At 75.4% G+C, this 20,874-nt stretch carries 20 protein-coding genes and 1 pseudogene; 9 read left to right on the plus strand and 12 right to left on the minus strand.

Annotated elements, in window-relative coordinates; genetic code table 11:
- Positions 1–165 precede the first annotated feature (165 nt).
- Positions 166–1,035, plus strand: coding sequence for a cysteine/serine endopeptidase inhibitor (locus BLR33_RS36815; protein ID WP_322987204.1), 870 nt, complete (start codon positions 166–168; stop codon positions 1,033–1,035).
- Between the two features lie 86 nt (positions 1,036–1,121).
- Here BLR33_RS36815 and BLR33_RS28280 read toward each other — a convergent pair whose 3' ends face one another.
- Entirely contained in the window at positions 1,122–2,093 is a 972-nt protein-coding gene (locus BLR33_RS28280; RefSeq protein WP_093787468.1) for a hypothetical protein, read from the minus strand.
- A 570-nt stretch (positions 2,094–2,663) separates the two neighbouring features.
- Here BLR33_RS28280 and BLR33_RS36820 point away from each other — a divergent pair.
- The 3 genes from BLR33_RS36820 to BLR33_RS28290 all read left to right on the plus strand — a co-directional run bounded on the left by BLR33_RS36820 (position 2,664) and on the right by BLR33_RS28290 (position 4,591).
- The gene (locus BLR33_RS36820; RefSeq protein WP_265737055.1) at positions 2,664–2,795 is read left to right on the plus strand and encodes a putative leader peptide; all 132 of its coding nucleotides are present in this window, start codon (positions 2,664–2,666) and stop codon (positions 2,793–2,795) included.
- Positions 2,796–3,078: 283 nt separating this feature from the next.
- Complete coding sequence (locus BLR33_RS28285) at positions 3,079–3,312, plus strand: hypothetical protein (RefSeq protein ID WP_093787469.1); 234 nt, start codon at positions 3,079–3,081, stop codon at positions 3,310–3,312.
- A 37-nt stretch (positions 3,313–3,349) separates the two neighbouring features.
- On the plus strand, positions 3,350–4,591 hold the full coding sequence (locus BLR33_RS28290) for a dipeptidase (RefSeq protein ID WP_093787470.1): 1,242 nt from the start codon (positions 3,350–3,352) through the stop codon (positions 4,589–4,591).
- Between the two features lie 364 nt (positions 4,592–4,955).
- Here BLR33_RS28290 and BLR33_RS35355 read toward each other — a convergent pair whose 3' ends face one another.
- Together BLR33_RS35355 and BLR33_RS28300 are read right to left on the minus strand one after the other, a co-directional pair.
- Positions 4,956–5,309, minus strand: coding sequence for a hypothetical protein (locus BLR33_RS35355; protein ID WP_176930558.1), 354 nt, complete (start codon positions 5,307–5,309; stop codon positions 4,956–4,958).
- 203 nt (positions 5,310–5,512) lie between these two features.
- Positions 5,513–5,923, minus strand: a complete 411-nt coding sequence (locus BLR33_RS28300; protein ID WP_093787471.1) for an organic hydroperoxide resistance protein — start codon at positions 5,921–5,923, stop codon at positions 5,513–5,515.
- Between the two features lie 114 nt (positions 5,924–6,037).
- On the opposite strand from BLR33_RS28300, the gene BLR33_RS28305 reads away from it, so the two are divergent.
- The gene (locus BLR33_RS28305; RefSeq protein ID WP_093787472.1) at positions 6,038–6,514 is read left to right on the plus strand and encodes a MarR family winged helix-turn-helix transcriptional regulator; all 477 of its coding nucleotides are present in this window, start codon (positions 6,038–6,040) and stop codon (positions 6,512–6,514) included.
- A 118-nt stretch (positions 6,515–6,632) separates the two neighbouring features.
- Here the strand turns inward: BLR33_RS28305 and BLR33_RS28310 are convergent, their stop codons facing one another.
- Together BLR33_RS28310 and BLR33_RS28315 are read right to left on the minus strand one after the other, a co-directional pair.
- Entirely contained in the window at positions 6,633–7,292 is a 660-nt protein-coding gene (locus BLR33_RS28310; RefSeq protein WP_093787473.1) for a response regulator, read from the minus strand.
- 25 nt (positions 7,293–7,317) lie between these two features.
- Positions 7,318–8,847 (minus strand): sensor histidine kinase, encoded by a 1,530-nt coding sequence (locus tag BLR33_RS28315; protein WP_407639732.1) that lies wholly within the window; start codon positions 8,845–8,847, stop codon positions 7,318–7,320.
- Between the two features lie 338 nt (positions 8,848–9,185).
- Between BLR33_RS28315 and BLR33_RS28320 the strand changes: the two genes are divergently transcribed.
- From BLR33_RS28320 to BLR33_RS28335, 4 genes are all read left to right on the plus strand, one after another.
- On the plus strand, positions 9,186–9,431 hold the full coding sequence (locus tag BLR33_RS28320; protein WP_093787474.1) for a hypothetical protein: 246 nt from the start codon (positions 9,186–9,188) through the stop codon (positions 9,429–9,431).
- On the plus strand, positions 9,428–10,171 hold the full coding sequence (locus BLR33_RS28325) for an ABC transporter ATP-binding protein (protein ID WP_093787475.1): 744 nt from the start codon (positions 9,428–9,430) through the stop codon (positions 10,169–10,171). Before BLR33_RS28320 ends, BLR33_RS28325 begins: the two co-directional genes overlap by 4 nt.
- A gap of 3 nt (positions 10,172–10,174) precedes the next feature.
- Positions 10,175–12,712 (plus strand): ABC transporter permease, encoded by a 2,538-nt coding sequence (locus tag BLR33_RS28330; RefSeq protein ID WP_093787476.1) that lies wholly within the window; start codon positions 10,175–10,177, stop codon positions 12,710–12,712.
- A 193-nt stretch (positions 12,713–12,905) separates the two neighbouring features.
- Positions 12,906–13,580, plus strand: a complete 675-nt coding sequence (locus BLR33_RS28335; RefSeq protein WP_093787477.1) for a DUF4232 domain-containing protein — start codon at positions 12,906–12,908, stop codon at positions 13,578–13,580.
- Between the two features lie 39 nt (positions 13,581–13,619).
- Here the strand turns inward: BLR33_RS28335 and BLR33_RS28340 are convergent.
- The 7 genes and pseudogenes from BLR33_RS28340 to BLR33_RS28365 form a co-directional block, all read right to left on the minus strand.
- Positions 13,620–14,512, minus strand: a pseudogene (locus BLR33_RS28340) (aminoglycoside phosphotransferase family protein).
- 156 nt (positions 14,513–14,668) lie between these two features.
- A complete protein-coding gene (locus BLR33_RS28345) occupies positions 14,669–15,607 on the minus strand; it encodes an ADP-ribosylglycohydrolase family protein (RefSeq protein ID WP_093787478.1) in 939 nt (312 codons plus the stop codon).
- Between the two features lie 232 nt (positions 15,608–15,839).
- Positions 15,840–16,313: a carboxymuconolactone decarboxylase family protein gene (locus tag BLR33_RS28350; RefSeq protein ID WP_093787479.1), complete on the minus strand. Its 474-nt coding sequence runs from the start codon at positions 16,311–16,313 to the stop codon at positions 15,840–15,842.
- A gap of 132 nt (positions 16,314–16,445) precedes the next feature.
- A complete protein-coding gene (locus tag BLR33_RS28355; protein ID WP_093787480.1) occupies positions 16,446–17,636 on the minus strand; it encodes an MFS transporter in 1,191 nt (396 codons plus the stop codon).
- Positions 17,636–18,325, minus strand: a complete 690-nt coding sequence (locus tag BLR33_RS35360) for a GNAT family N-acetyltransferase (RefSeq protein ID WP_176930560.1) — start codon at positions 18,323–18,325, stop codon at positions 17,636–17,638. Before BLR33_RS35360 ends, BLR33_RS28355 begins: the two co-directional genes overlap by 1 nt.
- Positions 18,326–19,525: a type III PLP-dependent enzyme gene (locus BLR33_RS35365; RefSeq protein ID WP_176930563.1), complete on the minus strand. Its 1,200-nt coding sequence runs from the start codon at positions 19,523–19,525 to the stop codon at positions 18,326–18,328.
- On the minus strand, positions 19,522–20,874 hold the full coding sequence (locus BLR33_RS28365; protein WP_176930565.1) for a DUF6271 family protein: 1,353 nt from the start codon (positions 20,872–20,874) through the stop codon (positions 19,522–19,524). Before BLR33_RS28365 ends, BLR33_RS35365 begins: the two co-directional genes overlap by 4 nt.

A 20,874-nucleotide genomic window follows, 5' to 3' on the forward strand; every position in this document is an offset into this window, starting at 1 on the left:
CGCGGGAGGCGCGTGGGGGCGCCGGGTGCGGAGCGCGGGCCGGAACCGTTCGCTGGGGCGCCGCCGCTCCGGCCGGACCCGAGTTTGTTCGCGTACAGTCAATACGTTTGCTCGGAACGCCCTGCTCGGACCCGACCCGCCGAACGGAACACAGAGGAGAGCTCCGTGCGCATCCCCCCACGCATCGGCAAGTGGCTCGGCGGCCTCGCCGGCGCCGCCGCGCTGGTGCTGCTCGCCACCGGCCCCGCCGCGGCCGCCATCCCCATCGGGCAGCCCATGTCCGGCGAGATGACCTACTACAACGACGTCGGCTACGGCGCCTGCGGCACGCCCATCGACGCCTCCACGCAATACCTCGTCGCCGTCTCCTACCAGTGGTGGACGACCGCCAACCCCAACAACGACCCCCTGTGCCAGGGGATTTCCGTCCAGGTCGGCTACAACGGGCGCACCGTCACGCTGCCCGTCGTCGACAAGTGCCCCACCTGCGACGCGACCCACATCGACCTCAGCCAGCCCGCCTTCGAGGAGTTCGCGCCGACCGGGACGGGCGTGATCACCGGTATCACCTGGGAGTTCGTCTCCTCCGGCGGCGGCAGCACGCCCCCGCCGCTGGGCGCGCCGGCCGGCCTGCACGTCACCGGCACCACCAGCAGCTCGGTCTCGCTGTCCTGGTCCGGCGTGGCGGGCGCGGCCTCGTACACCGTCTACCGCGGCGGCGCCCAGGTCGGCACCACCTCGGGCACCTCGTTCACCGACACGGGGCTGTCCGCGGCCACCTCCTACACCTACACCGTGGCGGCCACCGGGACCGCGGGCACGGGCGCACTCTCCTCCCCCGTCACGGCCACCACCGCGGCCGGCGGGGGCGGCGGCACCGGGTGCCCCGCGGCCTGGAACCCGTCCACCTCCTACGTGCCGGGCGACACCGTCTCCTACAACGGCCACGCGTACAAGGCCACGTACTACTCGACGGGCGCGGTGCCCTCCGACCCGTCCTCCTGGGCCGTCTGGTCGGACCAGGGCGCCTGCTGAGGGGCGTCCGCGAAGCGGCGTACGGGCGGCTCCCCTCCTCGCGGGAAGGGGAGCCGCCCGTACGGGAGTTCACGCCCGTACGGGGTTCAGCCGGTGACCTTCCAGTGGTCGTAGGCGCTGACCATCTGGTAGGCGCGGGTGGGACAGGCGAAGGCGCCCGCGCCCGAGTCGTAGTGCGTGTCGGCGTTGGCCGGGGACGCCAGGGCCCAACTGCCGTTGGTGCGCACCGAGATCCCCGACGACTCGAAGGTCAGGCCGGCCATGTCGGTGCAGGAGTATGCCGTTCCGGAGGAGGGCACGGTGGAGTACAGCTCCTCGATGTCCCAACCGTCCGTGCGGCCCGACTGGTTGGTGCCGGACTGGGTGAACAGGGTGTCCCAGCGGCCGGCCGCGTAGTTGTAGAGCGCCGCGGACCAGGTGTTGGAGGAGGCGGAGGTGCGGATGACCCGGCCGGTGTAGGCGCCCGAGCCGTTGGTGTAGGTGGACAGGAACGAGCTGTTGATGGGCACCGAGGCGGCGAAGTCGACGCTGCGGCACCAGTCCCAGGCCGCGACCTCGTGGACGGACTGCGTGTAGACGGTGACGAGTTCGACGCAGGAGCCGCCGGGCGGGTACATCGTCGGGGTGTAGATGGTGGTGTAGCCGTCCCGCACGGTGAGCGCGGTGGTGACCGACTGGGTGGCGCACGAACCGTCCGCGCCGGAGGCGGACTTGAAGGCGGTGCCCTGCGCCGGGTGGATGTCGGCCAGCGGTTTGGCGTCGGGCGTGGCCGCGGTGGAGCCGAGCGGCCCCTTGTCCGGGATGCCGTACTGCGCGCGGTGCTGGGCGGTGAGCGGGGCGAGCTGCCGGCGCACCTCGCCCGGGGACAGGGCGCCTTGGACGGCCTGCCCGGAGGCGGCGGCCGAACTGCAGGCGACGGTGGCGGCGGGACGGGAGCCGGCAGCGGCAGCGGGGTGGGCGGCGGGGCTGGCGGCGGCGGTGCCGAGGCCGCCGCCCAGCAGCAGGGCCACGGTGGCGACGGCAACGGCCGCCAGCGACTTGGGACTTCTCACGCTCATGCGATCCTCTCGGGTGATGGGCCACGGGGATGCGGGCGGGTGCAGTGCGTGCGGGTGCGGGTGCATCGCGGGTGCGGGTGCGGGCGGGTACGTGCGTACGGGTGCGGCGTGTACGCGTGTGGTGCGGGTGCCGTGCCGTGCTGTGCGTGGCGCGAGTGACGCGCATGTCCATGACACATCACAATCCGCGCGAAGAGAACCCCGCGACGCCCGCGTCGGCACGGCAGCTGGGTCCGCCAACGGGCGCGTCAACGGGTCCGGCCACCAGGGTCCGGATGGCGAGGCCGCGCCCTCTGACCGGATCGGCAGGGAGCCCTCGCGGAGGTCCGCGCAGGTCCGAGCAGGGTCCGACCGGGGCTCGACCGGGGCTCGTCCACGGTTCAGGACGCCATTGCCCGAAGGCGGGCGCACGGGCTAGCGTGAGCGACGGTGACGCGCGTCGACGCCGGATTCCGGCCCGTCGAGCGCGCGACCCTCCGCCTCGGTGGAGTGCTCCAGGTGACGACCGGCAGGGCAACGGCTGCCCCGCGAGCGCGAGGCCCGAGGGCCGGACAGGTGCGAGGTGATCACATGCGGCTCCCCCACGGCGACGTCATGCGCCTCCTCCCCCGCGGTTCCTTCGCCCCGCTCGTCGCCCGGCGCCACGTGGACCTGCTCCGCGTGAACAGCGCCCTGTGTCCGGGACAACTCCCGGCCCGCTGACGCCGGTTCGCGGTACGCGGCCGCTCGCGGTGAACGGTCCGGCACGGCGGTGACAGTTCCGCCGTCCCGAACGCGGTCCCGCGTGCGGCGAGTTCGGTGCCGACGTCAACCGCCCTGAAGCAGGGTCGACTTCGGGTACGGCGGAGCTCTGGGCCCGTACGACCCGCAGGCCTCGCACCCGCCGCAGCCATACGCATCGGGTCCTGCACCACCGCCCCCGTACGACCGCCCCGCCCGGCGCAGCCGCGTACATGAGGCGGCAAGCATCCGGCACCGCTCCGACGTGAAGTCCGGCCTCGACGGGCAGTTGGGGATCAGGGACCCGAACGGCCCCTCCGCGCTGCTCGCCGGCCCCGCCTCGATGGCGGCGCCGGCCCCGGCGGTGGTGGTGCTCGCCCTGAAGCCGACCGACGCCCCGCTCTTCCCGCACGTGCTGTCCACCGCGGTCGGCACCGTCGTGGACGGGCAGTCTTCTCGCCCCGCTGACCGGAACGCCCCCCGCCCGAGCGGCCGTTGAGGCCGCCCCACCACCGAGAACCGAGGAGCCCTGGGCCATGACCGCCTACCGCGCCGATCCCGCACCCGACGAGACCGTACGGCTGGTGCTGGAGAGCACCCCCGTCGTGGACGGGCACAACGACCTGCCCGCCGCCCTGCGCGCCCGCGCCGGCTACAGCGTGGCGGGCCTGGACACCGCGCGGCCCGAACTCCACACCGATCTCCCGCGGTTGCGCGCGGGCGGGGTCGGGGCGCAGTTCTGGTCGGTGTACGTGCCCTCGCACCTGCCGGAGCCCGAGGCGGTGGTCGCCACGCTGGAGCAGATCGACGCCGTGTACCGGATGGTCGCCGCCTACCCCGACGACCTGCGGATCGCCTACACCGCGGCCGAGGTCGAACGGGCGTACACCGGCGGGAGGATCGGCTCGCTGCTCGGGGTGGAGGGCGGCCACAGCCTGGCCGGTTCGGCCGGGGTGCTGCGTATCCTGGCCCGGCTCGGCGTCCGGTACGTCACCCTCACCCACAACGACAACACCGCGTGGGCCGACTCCGCCACCGACGCGCCCGCTGTCGGCGGGCTGAACGCGACGGGCCTCGCAATCGTCACCGAACTCAACCGGATCGGGGTCCTGGTCGACCTCTCGCACGTCGCCGAGAGCACGCAGCTCGCGGCGCTCGCGGCTTCCGAGGCGCCGGTGCTCTTCAGCCACTCCTCGGCCCGCGCGGTCACCGACCACCCGCGCAACGTCTCCGACCGGGTGCTGGAGCGGCTGCGGGACAACGGGGGCGTCGTCCAGCTCACCTTCGTGCCCGCCTTCGTCTCCGCCGAGGTGGCCGCGTGGTCGGCGGCCTTCCGGGCCGAGCGGCAGCGGCTGGACCTGCCGGCCCGGCCCTGGAGCTGGCCGCGCGCCCCGCGGCCGGGCGAGGACGCCGAAGCGGTCGCGAAGGAGGTGGCCGCCGAGCGCGAGCGGCCGCTCGACCGCCGGTTGCGCGCCTGGCTGGAGGCGCACCCGCGCCCGGAGGCGACGGTGGCCCAGGTCGCCGACCACGTCGAGCACGCGCGGGAGGCGGCGGGTGTCGAGCACATCGGCCTCGGCGGGGACTACGACGGTGTCGATCGCCAGCCGGCCGGCCTCGCGGATGTCTCCGGCTACCCCGCGCTGCTCCGCGAACTGGCGCTGCGCGGCTGGTCGCGGCCGGAACTCGAGGCTCTGACGGGCCGCAATGTCCTGCGCGTCCTGCGCGCCGCGGAGGACGTGGCCACGGACCCCCTCTGGCCCACGGCCCCCTTGAGCTGACCCCCGCCCCCTCGCCGACACGGTCCCGCGTGCCCCCACCGACACGGTCCCGCATACGCGGTGCGGGTACGGCTCCCCGCCGCGGGAGTTCGCCGCCATTCCCGCCCACCGCCCGGTGGCCGGTTGCGCGCGCAGTTCCCCGCGCCCCTGAAAACCTTGCCCTTCGCGCGAACGGCGAGGCCGTACAACCCAGGGGCGCTGGGGGTACCTCCCAGTCGAAGCTCTGGGGGAGGAACTGCGCGATCAGCCAGGCACCGGCCTGGCGGTCGGGAACGGCGGGGAACTCCTACGGCGGGAACCCGTGGGTCCCGTCAACGCATGGCGTAGGTTGGTTCGTTCCGGAGTGGGAGCAATTGCCCAGCACCTAGCGTGCCCGCATGAGAACGAGACGAATACGGGGAGCCCTGGTCGCGGTGGCCGCCGCCGCGGCGCTGGCCGCTTGCGGGGCCGACACCTCGCACACACCGACCCACACGCCCAGCGTGACGACCGCGGCGCCGACCACGCCCGCAACCACGCCGCCCACCACCCCCGTCACCACCCCGCCGAGCACCCCCGAGACGACGCCGGCGACGACACCGCCGACGACGCCGAGCAAGGCGCCGGCCACGCACCCGCCGACCCAGAAGGCCGCGGCCCCGACGCACACCAGGGCGCCGGTGATCCGGCGGACGACGCCGCCGCCCCCACCTGTGACGCACGCGAGCGTGTGCAGCATCCGCTCGAACGCCGGGAACTGCTACAGGGCCGGGCAGTTCTGCCGGGAGAGCGACCTCGGGGCGAGTACGACGGACGCGAACGGCACCCGTATCACCTGCGGAATGGTGTCCGGCAGGCCCCACTGGCACTACTGACCGTACGTACGCCGAAGGCCGGCCCCCCTCGGTGTGAAGGGGCCGGCCTTCGGCGTGCCGCGAGCCATTACTCGATGACGAGGTCGACCTCGATGTTGCCGCGGGTGGCCTTCGAGTAAGGGCAGAGCTGGTGGGCGCGGTCCACCAGTTCGCGGCCGGCGGCCGCGTCGATCGTGTCGGGGAGCTCGATCCGCAGGGTGACCGTGAGGCCGAAGCTGTCGCCGTCGGGGCCGATGCCCACCTCCGCGGTGACGGAGGCGTCACGCGTGTCCACCTTCGACGCGCGGCCCGCGGCACCCAGCGCGCTGGCGAAGCAGGCCGCGTACCCCGCGGCGAAGAGCTGCTCGGGATTGGTGCCCTCACCGTTGCCGCCGAGCGCGGGCGGGAACGCCAGCTTCAGGTCGAGCCGCCCGTCGGAGCTGACCGCGCGCCCGTCACGGCCGGTGGCGGTGGCTGCGGCGGTGTAGACGACGTCCATCGTGCTTCCCCTCTTCGCGGGCCGGCCGATCCGGCCCCGACGACCAGAAGTGAAGCACACAATTCAGTTGTGCACAACTCGACTGCGGATAACCGAACCCCGTAGACTGGCGCCATGAAGCCGACGACCCCCGCCCAGCCCTCCGCCGAGCCGGTGCTGCGCCTGGAGGACCAGCTGTGCTTCGCCCTCCACGCGGCCGCGCGGGCGTACGACGACATCTACCGCGGCGCGCTGAAGGAATCGGGGCTGACCTATCCGCAGTACCTGGTGATGCTCGTCCTGTGGCAGCACGGCCCGCTGTCGGTGAAGGAGCTGGGCCGGTACCTGCGGCTGGACTCCGGCACCCTGTCGCCGCTGGTGCGCCGGCTGGAGTCCGCGGGGCTGGTCACCCGCGAGCGCAGCCCGCAGGACGAGCGCTCGGTGATCGTCCGCCTCACGCCCGCCGGCGAGGCCATGCGGACGACGATCAAGGACGTCCCGCTCACCATCGCCCGCGCCACCGCGCTCAACCGCACCCAGGCGAGCGCCCTGCTGGATGAACTCCGCTCCCTGACCGCGTCGTTGGAGAGCGCGACGGGCCCCTCCCACTGACGGCGGCCCCGCGGCCGGGCCGCGAGGGTACGCAACTCGCCCCGGCGGACGGGCCGCACGGCGCCGGTACCGTCAACGCCGGGCGCTGCCAGGGACGTTCGGCCGCCCACACGTCCGTTCAGAGCCGGCGGGGCGACGCCTCCAGGTAGTGCAGCACCGCCGCCACCCGCCGGTCCACCTGGTCCGTCGGCGCGAGGTCCAGCTTCGCGAAGATGCTGCGGATGTGCTTGTGGACGGCCCCGTCGGTGACGACCAGCCGCTCGGCGATCGCCCCGTTGCCCAGCCCCTCGGCCATCAGCGCCAGCACGTCCCGCTCACGCGGAGTGAGCCGGTCCAGCCGGGTGTCCTGGCGGGAGCGGGTGAAGAGCTGGGCGACGACCTCGGGGTCGATGGCGGTGCCCCCGTCCGCCACCCGGTGGAGCGCGGTCAGGAACTCCTCGACCCGGCCGACCCGCTCCTTGAGCAGGTAGCCGAGCCCCGCGACGCCCCCGGTGAGCAGCTCGGTGGCGAAGCTCTGCTCCACGTACGCGGACAGCACCAGCACCGCGAGGTCCGGGCGGCGGCGCCGGGCCTCGACGGCCGCGCGGATGCCCTCGTCGGTGTGGGTGGGCGGCATGCGCACGTCGAAGATGGCGACGTCCGGCCGGTGCGCGTCGATCGCGGCCAGCGCCTCCTCCGCGGTGCCGGCCGTCGCCGCCACGTCCAGCGACTCCGGCCGCAGCAGCAGGGCGACGCCCTCGCGCAGCAGCGGGTCGTCCTCGGCGATCACGATCCGCACCGGACGGTCCTCGGGCTCACACGGCTCACGTTCCACAGGGCAGGTCCACTTCCAGGATGGTCGGTCCGCCGGGCGGGCTGTCCAGGCGGAGTGTGCCGTCGTGCGCGGCGACCCGCCGCCTGATCCCGCTGAGCCCGGACCCGCTCCCGGGCAGCCGCGGCGGACTCACCGGGGTGTGCGCAGCAGCGGTGGGCGCGCCGCCGGGGGCCTGCGCGGAAGCGGGGCCGGCCCGGCCGTGCCGCACCGGCCCGCTGTCCCGTACGAGCCCGTCCGCGCCACCGGCACCGGGACCAGCCGCCTCCGGCGGCACCGCACCGTCCGGTACGAGTCCGCCCGCCCCGCCCGGCGGCACCGCGCCACCCCGTACGAGCCCATCCGTGCCGGGCTCAAGACCCGCCTCCTCCAGCAGCACCGCGCCCCCGCGGCCGTCGTCCGTCACCGTCACCCGCAGGCGGCCGGCCCTCGACCGTACGGTCACCGCCGCCTGGCGGGCGCCGCTGTGCCGGGCGATGTTCGTCAGCGCCTCGGCGACGACGAAGTACGCGGTGGCCTCCACCGAGGCCGCGCAGCGCTGGGGGGCGTCCACGTCGATGCGGCAGGGGACCGGGCTCTCGGCGGCCAGGCCGGACAGGGCGCCCGCGAGGCCGTGGTCGTCCAGCACGGCGGGCAGGATGCTGCGGGAGACCGTGCGCAGTTCGGCGAGTGCCTGTTCGGCGGCGGACTGGGCGCGCTCCAGGATCTCCCCGGCGCGCGAGGGGTCGCGGGCGACCTGGCGGCGCGCGGCGCCGAGCAGCACCGTGACGGAGACCAGCCGGTTCTGGGTGCCGTCGTGCAAGGCACGCTCGATGCGCCGCAGTTCGGCGGCGTGGGCGTCGAGCGCGGCGGCCCGGGTGGCGGTCAGCTCGGCGACGCGCAGGGACAGATCGGTGCCGGGCCCGGCCGCCAGCAGCCGCCGTCCGGGCCCGGCCTGCAGGCGCGCCATGGCCGGGGTCAGGCCGAGGACGACCGCGATCTCGCCGACGCCGAGCAGCGCGACGGCCAGCGCGTCGGGCCAGGAGTCGGCCCTGCCGACGCCGAGCGAGGTGGCGGTGGTGCCCTCGGGCATCAGCCGCCAGTACAGCGGGAAGGCCGTGTCGCGGACGGCGGACAGCGGCAGCCACACCGCGAGGAAGCCCAGCAGCAGCCCCGCGGTGGCGTGCAGGGCCGACCAGCGCAGCTCGCGGCGGGTGGTGGCGTCAGTGAGGGCCGCGCGCAGCGTGGTCGGGGGCGGTTCGGGGGCGACGACCTCAAGGCCGTGCCGGCCGAGCCGGGCCCGCTCCCGCCCGGCCAGCGCGTGCAGGGCGCGCAGCGCGGCGGGCGCGAGGAGCAGGCCGATCCCGGCCGGGGCGGTGATCGCGCTCAGGGCGAGCAGGAGGAGGACGGCTGCCGCGGCGGCGGCCGTCGGCAACCCGCCGAGCAGCTGCCGCAGCGCGCCCGCCGCGGCTCGCGCCGCTCGTACGGCGGTGGCCCGCGGTCCGTCGGCGGGCTCCGGCATCGTGGCCGCCTGCATGGCCATGCGGGCTCCTCTCGTACGGTACGTCACGCGTCCGGGGCGTCACCGCGCGTGAACAGGCGGCCGCCGTGCGGCCGCCGAGGACCGGGGGCGCCGGGTACGGCGCGGCGCCGTACGGCGGCGGGCGCGGTCACCGTCTGCCCACGACCCTAGGCCGCACCGCCACGCGGCGTCACCCCCGGAACCCCGCGGAGGCCCGAAAGTACAGCCTGCTGTACCGCGGATCCGGTGGCTCGCGGGATCGGTCCGAAGAGCGCGGCTGCGTAGCGTCGTCGCACGTCGGAACGGCACAGCGGCGCGGCCCACAGGCGCCGGTACCCGAGCAGCCCCCGGAGGACACCGTGGCGAAAGCCGATCCCTACCGCCTCAGCGGCCCCGCCCGCCCCGAGCCCGCCTCGCGCCCACCGGCCCGCGGCGAGGTGATCCGCGCGCTGCTGTGGACCGTCCTGGTCATCGGCGTGGCGGCCAACATGGCCGCCTCCTTGAGCGGGGTGCCCACCGCGCTCCACCTGGCCTGCGGCCTCGTGACCGCGCTCGCCGCGGCCGCGCTCGGGGTGCGGGCGCTGCGCGGACGGGGGCGGCGGTGAGTGCGGCCCCGTCGGGCGCCCAGGCCCCGGCCATCGCGCTGGCGCACCTGTCCAAGACGTACGCGGGCGGTGTGCGCGCCCTGGACGACGTGTCGCTGACCGTCGAGCGCGGCACCTTCCTGGCCGTGATGGGGCCCTCCGGCTCCGGCAAGAGCACGCTGATGCACTGCGCGGCCGGGCTGGACTCCCCGACGTCGGGCAGCGTGCGGATCGACGGGCGGGAGATCGCCGGGATGAACGAGACCCGCCGCACCGAACTGCGGCGCGAGCGTGTCGGGTTCGTCTTCCAGGCCTACAACCTGATCCCCTCGCTGTCGGTCGAGGACAACATCACGCTGCCGCTGCGGCTGGCCGGCCGCGCCCCCGACCGGGCCTGGCTGCGCACCCTGGTGGAGCGCGTGGGGCTCGGCGGCCGGCTGCACCACCGCCCGGCCGAGCTCTCCGGCGGGCAGCAGCAACGCGCGGCTCTGGTACGGGCATTGGCCGCCCGGCCGGCCGTGGTGTTCGCCGACGAGCCGACCGGCGCGCTGGACCTGCGCAGCGCCCGCCAGGTCCTGGACCTGCTGCGTGACCTCGTCGACGAGTTCGGCCAGACCGTGGTCATGGTCACCCACGACCCCGCGGCGGCGGCCCGTGCGCACAGCGCGCTGGTGATGGCCGACGGCCAGGTCGTCAACGCCCTGCACACCCCGGCCGCGCACCGACTGGCCGACTGCCTCGCCGCGTTGGGAGAGCGGTGAGCCGTGCTGCACCTCGCCTGGCGGATGACCGCCCACCGGATCAGCGCGCTGCTCGCCGTCGCGGGCGCGGTGCTCGGCGGCGCCGTGCTGATCACCGCGACCGGCGTGCTGGCCGAGTCCGGTCTGCGCGCCCACCTCGCCCCCGGCCGGCTCGGCGGCGCCGACGTCGTGGTCGCCGCCGGCCAGGAGTACCACCCGGCCGGCGACGTGCCGATCGCGCTGCCCGAACGGGCCGTGGTGCCCGCGACGTTCACCCGGCGGCTGGCCGGGCTGCCCGGCGTCACGGCGGCCGTGGGCGACATCGGCTTCCCCGCCGCGGTGATCGACAGGAGCGGCCGGGTGCTGCCGGTGGCCGAGGGCGACCCGCGGGCCGACGGGCACGGCTGGTCCTCCACCCGGCTGCTGGCCCACCCGCGCATCGAGGGGCGGGCGCCTTCCGGCCCGGGCGAGGTCGCCGTGGACGCGGGAACCGGGCTGCGCCTCGGCGACCGGGTGCGGCTCGCCGCCGCGGGTCGCGCGGCCGCGCCGTACCGGGTCACCGCGCTGGTGCGGGCTCCCGGCGCGGGGATCTACGTCGCCGACACCGCCGCCGTGCGCCTGGCCGGGCGCGGGCCCTCCGGCGGGCCGCGGGCCGGCACCGTGGACCTGGTCGGGCTGACCGCCGCGCCCGGGCAGGGCCCGCGCGTCGCGGACGAGGCCCGGCACCTGCTCGCCGGCACCGGGCTGAAGGTGACCACCGGCGGCGGCCGGGGCGCGGCCGCCGCCCCCGGCGAGGACGCGGGCCGCTCGCTGCTCGTCCTGCTCTCCGGCTCGCTCGGCGGGATCGTGCTGCTCATCACCGGGTTCGTCACCGCGGGCGCGCTCGGCGTCTCGATCGCCGGGCAGCGCCGGGACCTGGCGCTGATGCGGGCCGTGGGCGCGACGCCCCAGCAGATCAGGCGACTTGCCCGCGGCCAGTCGCTGCGCGTCGCCGCCGCGGCGGTCGCCCCCGGCATCGGGATCGGCTACCTGCTGGCCGGGCGGTTCCGCTCACTGCTGGTCGGCCGCGGGGTGCTGCCCGCCCATCTGCCGCTCGCCCTCAGCCCGTTCCCCGCGCTCGCCACCATCGCGCTGGTCGCCGCGACCGTGTGGACCGCGGCCGGCTGCGCGGCCTGGCGCACCTCGCGGATGCCCGCCACCGAGGCCGTCGCAGATTCGCACAGCGAGCCGCGGCAGTCGTCGCCGGGCAGGACCGGGATCGGCCTGCTGCTCATCGCTGCCGCCTGCGTGCTGTCGACCGCGCCGCTGCTGCAACGCAGCCTGGTCTCCGCCTCGGCCACCTCGATCGCGGGCATCCTCGCCGCCATCGGCCTCGCGTCGGCCGGCCCCGCCCTGGTCAGGCGGGCCGGCGAGGCCGCCGTACGGAACCTGCGCCCGGGCGCCTCGGCGCCGACCTGGCTGGCGGCGGCGAACGTACGGGCGTACGCCCACCGCGTCACCGGCGTGGTCGCCCCGCTGGCGATGGCCGTGGTCTTCGTCCTCACCTACACCCTCGCCCAGACCACCGTGATGGCCGCGACCTCCGAGGAGGCCCGCGCCGGCACCCTCGCCGGGCAGCAGCTGACCGCCCCGGCGCTCGGCGGCCTCCCCGACGGTACGGCCGCCGCGGTGCGGGCCCTGCCGGGCGTACGGGCGGCGGCCCCCACCGCGACCACCACCGCCCTGTGGACGTACCGGCAGTTCGGCGACCCGACGACCGAGTCGGAGTCCGCGATGGTGCTCACGCCCCGGGCCGCGGGCGTGCTGGACCTCGGGGTGCGGCAGGGCAGCCTGTCTGCCCTGACCGGCGCCACCGTGGCCGTCAGCAGCGACGCCGCCGGATCGCGGGGGGCCGGGCTCGGCCACTACGTGCGGCTGACCCTGGGCGACGGGACGCCGGTGCGGGCCCGGGTGGTGGCCGTGTACGGGCGCGGGCTCGGCTTCGGCCCGCTGGTGCTCTCCCGCGACCTGGCCGCGGGCCACACCACCGCCGGGCTCGACCAGAGCGTGCTGGTCCGCACCGACGGCAGCGCCGCCGCGCGGCAGCGCCTGGCCGGATACGCCGCCGCCCGGCCCGGGCTGGTGCTCACCGCCACCGCGGGGGACGGCAACGGCGCCGGCACCCCGCCCGAGGCCTGGGTGAACCTCGCGGTGGTCGTGGTCATGCTCGGCTACCTGCTGCTCAGCATCGCCAACAGGCTGGTCGCCGCGACCGCGCAGCGCCGCTCGGAGATCGCCGCGCTGCGGCTGGCCGGCACCACGCCGCGGCAGGTCCTGTCGATGATGCGGCGCGAGGCGGCAATGGTCGCCGGGGCCGCGATCGCGGCCGGGCTCGCCCTGTCCGCGCTGCCGCTGGCCCTGCTCGGCCAGGGCTTCCTGGGCCGCCCCTGGCCGGCCGGGCCGGTCTGGCTGCTGCCGGCCGCCGCCGTCACGGTCGCGGTCACCGCCTTCGCCACCATCGAGATGCCCACCCGGCAGGCGCTGCGGACGCCGCCCGCGGAGGCGATGCGGGCGCGGTCGTAGGGGGGGCATGAGCAGAACCGGGCTGACCTGCGGGTTCTCGTCGGCCGGTGACCGGAACGGCCGTGAAACGAATGTTCGCCGCCCTCGGAGGTTCTGTCCCCGCCGTGTAACGCGGCGCCTTGAAGCGGCCGGGCGGGGGCAGGATGGTCTGCGGCGCTCCGGACACATCCGGCACACAGGAAAGAGGCACACCATGCGTAGCACCACCGTCCGCCGTGGAGTACCCGCGCTGCTGCTCGTCGCCGCCGGGCTCACGCTGACCGCGTGCGGTTCCGACGACACGGCGTCCACCTCCTCCAGCGCGCCGGCCACCTCCACGACCGCTCAGGCCGCCCCGACCTCGACCGGGACCACGGACACCGGCGGCAGCACCGCGCCCACCACCGCGGGCAACGCGCCCGCGCAGGAGTCAAGCGGGCAGTCCACCCGGGCGGCCGGCAGCACCACGCCGAGCTGCGCGACCAGCAACCTGAAGGTGACCGCGGACGGCTTCAGCAGCGGCGCGGGCAGCACGACCTTCCAGCTGGTCTTCCAGAACACCGGCAGCGCGCCCTGCACGCTGAGCGGCTTCCCCGGGGTCTCCTTCGTCAAGATCCACAACACGCAGATGGGCAAGGCGGCCGAGCGGACGTCCACCGCGCCGACGATCGTCACCCTCATCCCCAACGCGCACGCCTACGCCGACGTGCGCACGGTCAACGGCCAGGGCGGCTACTCCGCGGCCCAGTGCGATCTGCAGACGGTGCCGACGCTGCGGGTCTACCCGCCGAACCAGAAGGAGTCCACGAACATCCCGTGGAACCGCCAGGAGTGCGTGGGCTCCGGCGTCCAGAACCTCCAGGTGGGCCCGGTCCACAGCAACCGCTGACCCCACCCCGGCCGGTTTGCTCCTCCGCCCCGGCGGGGTTCACCCGGCCGCCCCGGACCGCACCGCGCGGATCACGTGGCGCGCGTTGGCGGCCATCGAAGGGTTCGTGGCCCGGTAGTAGGGCAGGGCGAGCAACGCCTGGGACAGGGCGCGACCGCGACCGCGGCGCCAGGCGGCCCCGTCCACGGCGAGCGCCTGCCGGAAGGCCCGCCGGGCGGCTGCGGGCAGCAGGTTCCAGGTCGGGAAGAGGTCGCAGGCGGGATCGCCGAGGCCCACGCAGCCGAAGTCGATCACGGCGGCGAGCCGACCGGCGCCGTCGACCAGGATGTTGCCCGGCATCAGGTCGGCGTGCAGCCACACCGGCGGGCCGTCCGGGCCCGGCGCGGCCAGCGCGTCCTGCCACACCGCGGTCACCGTGGCGCAGTCGACGCCTTCCTCGGGCAGAGCACGCAGCTCCTCGATCGCGGCCCGCGTACCGGCGTCCAGCAGGGCGAGCGGGCCCCCTCGGTGGGCCGGCGGCCCGCCGGGCAGGGTGATCCCGCGCATGGCGTCGACGAATCCGGCCAGGTCAAGGGCCAACTCCCGCGGTGCGGCGAGCGCTCCCGGCTCGGGGTGCTCCCCCGGCAGCCACCGGTGCACCGCCCAGGGCCACGGGTACCCCTCGGCGGGCTCCCCGACCGCCGCCACCTCGGGCACGGCCACCGGCAGCAGCGGCGCCAACCGCCCCAGCCACTCGGCCTCGCGCAGCACGTCCCCGGCCCCGCTCTCGGTCAGCGGCAGCCGCACCACCGTTCCTCTCCGAGCCGGAACAGCGCGTTGACGGTCCCCCCGGACGCCACCGGCCGCACGTCGAGCCCCTTCCAGCGCGGAAACCGCCCCGCGACGAGCCGCCGCACCAGCTCTCCACCGACGGGGTACGCGCCTTTATGCATCACATCGGCCATCCGACCCCCACCCCCGCCCGCCGTCAAACCCCTTTCCCCGCAGCCCCCGTACGCGCTCCCCGCCCACCCCGGGCCATTGAGCCCGCCACCGGGGTTCCCCGGGCCGCCCGGACCCGCATCGCGCGGATCTCCCCGCGCCGTCCTTCACGCTCCCACCAACCGTCCGGCCAGCCCCGCGAGTTCGGGCGCCCGCAGCACCCGCCCGGCCACGGGCGCACCGGGCAGCGGCACATGCAGCACCTCCTGCCACCGCGCCGGTATCGCTTCGGCGCCGTGGACGGCGCCCGCCAGCGCCCCGGCCACCGCCCCCACGGTGTCGGTGTCGCCCCCGCAGTCGACGGCGGCGCGCACGGCGTCCTCGTACAAGCCAGTGGTGCGCAGCGCCCAGACGGCGGTGCCGAGGCACGGCCAGACGGCGCCGTTGAACTCGGTGGCGTCCCGTGGGTGCCAACCCGCCGACAGAACGACCGCGTAGCGCTCGCGGTGCTCGGGGACGACGGCGGCCAGCGTGCCGGGGATCGCCGCCAAGGGGTCGTCGCCGTCCAGGGCCACCCGCAGCAGGTCGTGCAGGATCGCCGTCCCCTCCCACGCGGCGGGGTCGCCGTGGGTCAGGGCGGCAAGGCGGCGGCCGGCGTCCATGGTCGCCGTGCGGCCGTGCGCGGCGAAGTACACCCCGGAGGTCGCCACCCGCATCAGCGCGCCGTTGCCCGCGGCCCGCCTCTCGGTGCGGAAGTGCTCGGCGGCGGCCCGGTCCCAGGGCAGGCCGCCGGTGAGGACGGCCTCGGTCTGGACGCCGATGTCCATAGGGTCGGCCGCGGCCCAGCGCCGGAAGCGGGCGAAGACGTCGGGCAGGTCGAGGCCGCCACGCTCCAGCAGGGACTCGCCGACGTGCACGGCCATCTGCGTGTCGTCGGTGGCCTCGCCCGGCGCCCAGCCGCCGCCCCCGCACATCTCGCCGCCGCTGCCGGGCCGCGGGAAGCGGGCGGAGAAGGCGCCCTCCGGGCCGAACTCGAAGGGAGCGCCGAGCGCGTCGCCCACAGCCGATCCCACGACGGCGCCGGTTGCGCGTTGCAGACGGTTCATGAGGGCGAGCCTAGGAGCCGAGGGTGGGGCAAGTGGCGGGGGTGGGTTTCGGCCAAACGGGCATGGGGGAATCGGCGCCCCCGTGACGCCCGTTTCCCCGTGCTGTCGGCCCGCGTGGGGCGGCCTCGTCCCCGCCTGCCGGCTCGCGTGGCTGGGCCTGGCGGGGGTCGGGGCCCCCGTGGCACCCGTTACCCCGGGCCCGCCCGCGTGGGCCCCTGGCGGGGCTTGGTGCTCAGTCGAACTGGCCGGGGTGGTAGTCGCCCGCAGGCTGGCGGGTGGTCACGTTCATCCGGTTGTAGGTGTTGATCAGGGCCACCAGGGAGACCAGGGCGGCCAGTTGGTCGTCGTCGTAGTGCCGGGCCGCAGCCGCCCACACCTCGTCGGAGACGGCGCCGGGGGTGTCGGCCATACGGGTGGCCTCCTCGGCGAGCGCCAGGGCGGCGCGCTCGGCGTCGGTGAAGACGGTCGCCTCGCGCCAGGCGGCGACCAGGTGCAGCCGCAGCGCGTCCTCCCCCGCGTGCAGGGCGTCCTTGATGTGCATGTCCAGGCAGAACCCGCAGCCGTTGATCTGGCTCGCCCGGATCTTCACCAGCTCCTGCGTCGCCGCGGGCAGCCCCGAGTCCGCGACCGCCTTGCCCGCCGAGCCGACGTACCGCCCGAACCTGGCGCCGGTGGCCGTCCCGTAGTAGTCGAACCGCGCGTCCACGATGCTCTCCCCTCGCCGTGCCCATCCGTACGCAGCACTGACTCCGGGAGCCCCGCGGATGTGTCACCGCCGGAAGTGACCCCTGTCACAGAGCGGGCGACACCCGGCCGGACCCTGCCGGCCGGCGGAGCGCTACGCCTCGGTCGGGGCGGGCGCCGACGCCGCCGAAGTCGCGGTGGTCGACGGCCAGTTGATCTGGGTGCTGCAGACCGAGACCAGGACCGCCGAGGCGGCCACCGCGGCCAGGCCCCAGACCAGGCCGCTGCCGTTGGCGATGAAGCCGATCACCGGCGGGCCGGCCAGCAGGCCGGTGGTGCCCATGGTGGCCACGACGGTGAGGGCGTCGGAGCCGTCCTTCGCCGCGGCCACGTACACGCACGGGGTGACCGCGGCGATGCCGAGGCCCACACAGGCGAAGCCGATCAGCGCCGGGACGACGCCCCCGCTGAGGAGCGCGAGGGCCAGGCCGATGCCGGCCAGCGCGCTGCCGGAGCGGACGATGCGGCCGTCGCCGAAGCGGGCCCGCCAGCCGTCGGCGAAGAGGCGGGCGAGCACCATCATCACCGAGACCACCGCGATGCCCAGCGGCGCGACCTCCGCCGACGCCTTGGCCACGTCCTTCATGTAGAGCGCCGACCAGTCGTTCATCGCGCCCTCGGTCACCGTGCCGAAGACCATCGCGGCCCCCAGCCACAGCGTCACCCTCGACGGCAGCGTCCACCGCCCGCGGCTCTTCTCCTTCTTCTCCGCCGGGCGGTCCTCGGCAAGCAGCCCGCCCCTGGCGTACGCCACCAGCAGCAGCAACAGCGCGGCGGCCACGCCGAAGTGGACGATCAGCCGCGAGGAGATCGCGTTCATGCCGGAGGCGAGCAGGGCCGCGGCGAGCGAGCCACCGCTGAAGGTCGCGTGCAGCTTGGCCATCGCGTTGCGCCCGTGCGCGACCTCCAGCGCGGCGCCCTGCGCGTTCATCGCCACGTTGAGCCCGCCGACCAGCGCCCCGTCGCACAGCATCACCAGCAGCGCGACCGGGTAGTCCGGCAGCGCGGACATCGCGAGCAGCAGCAGCGCCAGGCAGGTCGCACTGGCCAGCGCCAGGCGGCGCGAGCCGAGGCGGCGCATCAGCAGCGCCACCAGCGGGAAAGTACCCACCGCCCCGATGCCCGTGGACATCAGCAGCAGGCCCACCTCGGCCGCGCTCAGCCCGAGGTGCGACTTGAGCGCCGGCAGCCGCGAGGCCCACGTGGCGTACTGGAAACCCAGCGAGCAGAACAACGCGGCGGTGGCCAACTGCCCTCGCCAGAACGGGTCGCGTACGCGCAGCATCAGCTCATCCCACTTTCGTCCCGCCTGGTCAGGTCCCTGCTGTTCTCGTTCCGGCCGATGTCGCTACGGCCACGCTCGCCACGGCCGGGCTCGTTACGGACGGTCCCGTTGCGGACGATCCCGTTCCGCCCGGCCTCTTCCCGCCCGGCGCCCCGCGGGTGCCCGGCCAGGACGTGCCGCCCGTGGTCCCCCGGCCGCGGCAGGGCCATGGACATGTAGACCGCGCCCGGTCCGTAGCCGGCGACCTCGCCGTCGCGGGCGGTGAAGCCGTTCGCGGCCCAGAATCCGCGGCTGCCGCCCACCGCCACCAGCGAGATCCGCTCGTAGCCCGCCCGGCGGGCCTGCCCGGCGAGCCGGCGCAGCAGCAGCCGCCCGTACCCGCGGCCGCGCAACTCCTCGGCGACGACGAGGTCGTGCAGGTGGAGGTTGCGGCTGCGGAAGACCCTCTCCTCGCGCGCGGTGAGCGAGGGCGCCGCGGACTCGGGGTACGGCAGGGCCAGCAGGTAGCCGGCCGGGCTGCGCCCGGCGGCGTCGAGCGCGAAGCAGGTGGCCGGCGAGGAGCGGGCCTTGGACTGCAGGACGGCCCGCTCCTCGGAGAGCCCGAGGGGGCGGTAGGCGCGGGCCTCCAGGGCGGTGATGGCCTCCCAGTCGTCGGCGGCGATGGGCCGCACCCGGGCGCGCGGCTGCATCTAGGCCCCGCTCCCGCGCACGCAGGACCAGGGCAGCGGGCGGAACCCGTTGAAGCCCTGGGTCATGTAGCTCACCGCGTAGGCACCACTGGACAGCACCCACACCGGGTCCCCGGAGGCGAGCGCGGCCGGCACGGGGACGGGCGCGTGGCCGCGCGGGTAGGCGTCGTCGCTGTCGCAGGTGGGTCCGGCGACCACCGCCCGCACGGTCGGGGCGCCCTCGTGACCGGGGAAGACCAGCCGGTACTGCAGGGCGTCCATCTCGTACAGGCCGTTGTAACGGCCGCAGGACAGGTAGAGCCAGTGCTGGGGCTCGCCGTCCGGGCCGTGCCGCAGGGTCAGCCGCGAGACGTGGGCGCGGATGGCGCCGTGATCGGCGACGAGGTGCCGGCCGGGTTCCACGACGAAGTCCAGCGGGTGGCCGGCCGCCTCGCGGCAGTGCTGCATGCCCTCCCGGATGACGGCGAACATCTTGTCCAGCGGCGGGTCGAGGGGCTCGCCGCGCGGGTCGAGGTAGCCGAGCGCGGGCAGACCGCCGCCGAGGTCCAGGTACCGCAGGGTGATGCCGTGCCGGGCCGACTCGCGGACGGCGGCGACGAGTTGGTCGAAGGCGCGGGTCCAGGCGCCGGCCGTCATCTGCTGGGAGCCGACGTGGACGGACAGTCCGGCCGGGATGAGGCCCAGCTCGCGGGCCTGGACCAGCACCGCGACGGCGTCGGGCAGCGAGCAGCCGAACTTGCCGGTCAGCCCCCACAGGGCGCCGCCGCCGTCGGTGGCCAGGCGGCAGAACACCCGGGCGCCGGGGGCGTGTTCGGCGAGGGCTGCGACATCGGCGAGGCTGTCGGTGGCGAAGTCGCGGATGCCGAGCCGGTACGCCTCGGCGATCTCGGTGTCGGACTTGACGGTGTTGCCGTAGTGGATGCGCTCGGCGGGCACCCCGCAGGCCAGGGCCTGCCGGATCTCCTGGACACTGGCCGCGTCCACACCGCTGCCCCGGCGAGCCAGGGTGTCCACCACCTCGTCCACCGGGCACGCCTTGAGCGCGAACCGCACGGCGGCGCCGGGCAGTTCGGCGATCAGCGCGTCGTAGCGGGCCTCGATCCCGGTGAGGTCGAAGACGATACGGTCCTGGTCGGCGGCGGCGAGCGCGGCCGTCAGCGGGTCCTGCTGCCCGCGCTCCTCGGTGCGCGTCCGGGTCATGGCCGTCGGTTCGGCTGCTGCGGGACCGCGCCGGAGCCGCGGCGCCAACCGTCCGCCGGCCCCTGCTCCTTGGCGGCGGCGACCAGCGCCGGCCACGCCTCGGTGAGCAGCGCGTACTCCTCGATGTCGGTGCGGGCCTCGGCGAGCAGGCGGTCCCTGCTGCCGGCCAGCCGATCGGCGAAGGCCGCGTACCGGCCGCCGAGCCGCCGGTAGGCGCGGTCCAGGATCTCCAGCCGCTGCACGTTCTCGCCGTCGTCCAGCTTCGCCGCGTTCCACAGCAGTTCGGTCACGGCCGCGGGCCGCACCCGGTGGTCCGGGCCGAGCAGCGAGGCGCCGGCCTGCTCCAGGTGGGCGTAGACGTCGTTGAGGTAGAGCATGGAGAGCAGGAACTTGGCGAACCGCAGCTGGTAGGCGGCGAATCCGGCGTCGGTGCGGCGCTCGCCGGTGTAGAAGTTGACGATGTTCCGGTTGTGCAGCACCCCGGGCAGGGTGGCGTCGTGCACCAGGTGGATGAGGAAGTAGTCGCTGCCGATGGTGTCGGTGGCCGGCAGCAGGGGCACGTCCTCGTGCACGCCGTGGAAGGCGATGTTGCACATGTCCACCCGCATCGGGTCCACCAGGGTCAGCACCGAGTGGTCCGCGGTGAAGGGCTCGGTGCCGGCGCCGATGAAGGAGTCGGCGGCGAACTCCCGCTTCTGCTCGGCCGGCCAGTCGAAGGGCGCCCACAGCCCGACGACCTCCTGGTAGGTCCGCGGGTCGAGCCGCTGCATCTCGGCGATGTCCACCGACATCTCGCCGATGAACGAACTGCCCACCATCGAGACGGGCTTGGCCAGGTGCCGGGGGTCGAGGTCGGTCGCGGTGACGGCGCCGGCAGCCTCGGCGGCGGGCCGGCCCAGCGAGAGCAGCTCGTGGTGGACCGGGTAGACCACCTCGCCGTCCAGGCTCTGGTAGCGGCTGTCGGAGTCGCGGCGGTGCACCGACGCGCAGCCCAGGGCGGCCGCGACCAGGAAGATCCGGTTGGTGCAGGCGCCGTAGGACAGGGCCGCGGGCAGCATCAGGTCGAGCAGGGCGTCGGGCCCGGCGGCGCCCGAGCGGGCGATCACCGCGCGCAGGAAGTCGCGCTGGGCGTCCTCGCCGAGGTGGTGCACGACGACACCGGGCACCTCGGGCAGCCGCGCGGCAAGGGCCGCGTGCTCGGCCAGGACGGCCCCCTCGCAGGAGTCCAGGACGAGCATGTGCACCTCGACGCCGAATTCGCGTGCCGCGTAGGCGGCCTCGTCGTGCAGCGCCGAAATGGCCGGTGCGCAGGCCCGGTTGGTGGGCAGGGCCAGACAGATGCGGCGCAT

Source organism: Actinacidiphila guanduensis (genome assembly GCF_900103985.1).
In the GTDB taxonomy this organism is placed as follows: domain Bacteria; phylum Actinomycetota; class Actinomycetes; order Streptomycetales; family Streptomycetaceae; genus Actinacidiphila; species Actinacidiphila guanduensis.

Bases quoted from the DNA above. Each gene is read 5' to 3' on its own strand.
- BLR33_RS28280 (WP_093787468.1), bottom strand. From the start codon at position 2,093: ATGAGCGTGAGAAGTCCCAAGTCGCTGGCGGCCGTTGCCGTCGCCACC.
- BLR33_RS36820 (WP_265737055.1), top strand. From the start codon at position 2,664: ATGCGGCTCCCCCACGGCGACGTCATGCGCCTCCTCCCCCGCGGTTCC.
- BLR33_RS28290 (WP_093787470.1), top strand. From the start codon at position 3,350: ATGACCGCCTACCGCGCCGATCCCGCACCCGACGAGACCGTACGGCTG.
- BLR33_RS35355 (WP_176930558.1), bottom strand. From the start codon at position 5,309: ATGCTGCACACGCTCGCGTGCGTCACAGGTGGGGGCGGCGGCGTCGTC.
- BLR33_RS28300 (WP_093787471.1), bottom strand. From the start codon at position 5,923: ATGGACGTCGTCTACACCGCCGCAGCCACCGCCACCGGCCGTGACGGG.
- BLR33_RS28305 (WP_093787472.1), top strand. From the start codon at position 6,038: ATGAAGCCGACGACCCCCGCCCAGCCCTCCGCCGAGCCGGTGCTGCGC.
- BLR33_RS28315 (WP_407639732.1), bottom strand. From the start codon at position 8,847: ATGGCCATGCAGGCGGCCACGATGCCGGAGCCCGCCGACGGACCGCGG.
- BLR33_RS28335 (WP_093787477.1), top strand. From the start codon at position 12,906: ATGCGTAGCACCACCGTCCGCCGTGGAGTACCCGCGCTGCTGCTCGTC.
- BLR33_RS28345 (WP_093787478.1), bottom strand. From the start codon at position 15,607: ATGAACCGTCTGCAACGCGCAACCGGCGCCGTCGTGGGATCGGCTGTG.
- BLR33_RS28355 (WP_093787480.1), bottom strand. From the start codon at position 17,636: ATGCTGCGCGTACGCGACCCGTTCTGGCGAGGGCAGTTGGCCACCGCC.
- BLR33_RS35360 (WP_176930560.1), bottom strand. From the start codon at position 18,325: ATGCAGCCGCGCGCCCGGGTGCGGCCCATCGCCGCCGACGACTGGGAG.
- BLR33_RS35365 (WP_176930563.1), bottom strand. From the start codon at position 19,525: ATGACCCGGACGCGCACCGAGGAGCGCGGGCAGCAGGACCCGCTGACG.
- BLR33_RS28365 (WP_176930565.1), bottom strand. From the start codon at position 20,874: ATGCGCCGCATCTGTCTGGCCCTGCCCACCAACCGGGCCTGCGCACCG.